General features: G+C 44.2%; 1 protein-coding gene. It reads right to left on the minus strand.

Features of this window, described 5'->3' with window-relative positions:
* Window positions 1–22 precede the first annotated feature (22 nt).
* A complete protein-coding gene (locus HFC70_RS26575) occupies window positions 23–349 on the minus strand; it encodes an SDR family NAD(P)-dependent oxidoreductase (RefSeq protein WP_210259476.1) in 327 nt (108 codons plus the stop codon).
* Window positions 350–403 lie beyond the last annotated feature (54 nt).

The raw sequence follows: 403 nt of genomic DNA on the forward strand, positions 1-403 counted from the left end.
ATTTGGTCTCAGTCATTATCTGTCAGTCTTCTTCCGAAGTGGTTAACAGCGTGCCCGCATGGGCTCTTCCGGCATTGTTCACCAGTAAATCAATACGCTGAAAAACCTTTTCCGCTTGTTCAACCACTAAAGAAGGTAGTTTGGGATCAGTCACATCCCCGGCAATAGGCAGCACCGAAACACCGTATTTCTCTGAAATTTTTTTCGCAGCAAGAATCAGCTCAGGTTCTCGTCTGGCCACCATGATTAAATGCACACCATTCATGGCCAATTCTTCACAAATGCTGAAACCAATTCCGGTACGGGCTCCAGTTACCAGAGCCACTTTTCCAGTCAGTTTTAAATCCATTTGTTGCTCCTCAAGTTAAGCACAGTCAATAACATGAGCAGTATTAGTAACAAA

The organism is Agrobacterium sp. a22-2 (assembly GCF_012276985.1).
GTDB lineage: Bacteria > Pseudomonadota > Alphaproteobacteria > Rhizobiales > Rhizobiaceae > Allorhizobium.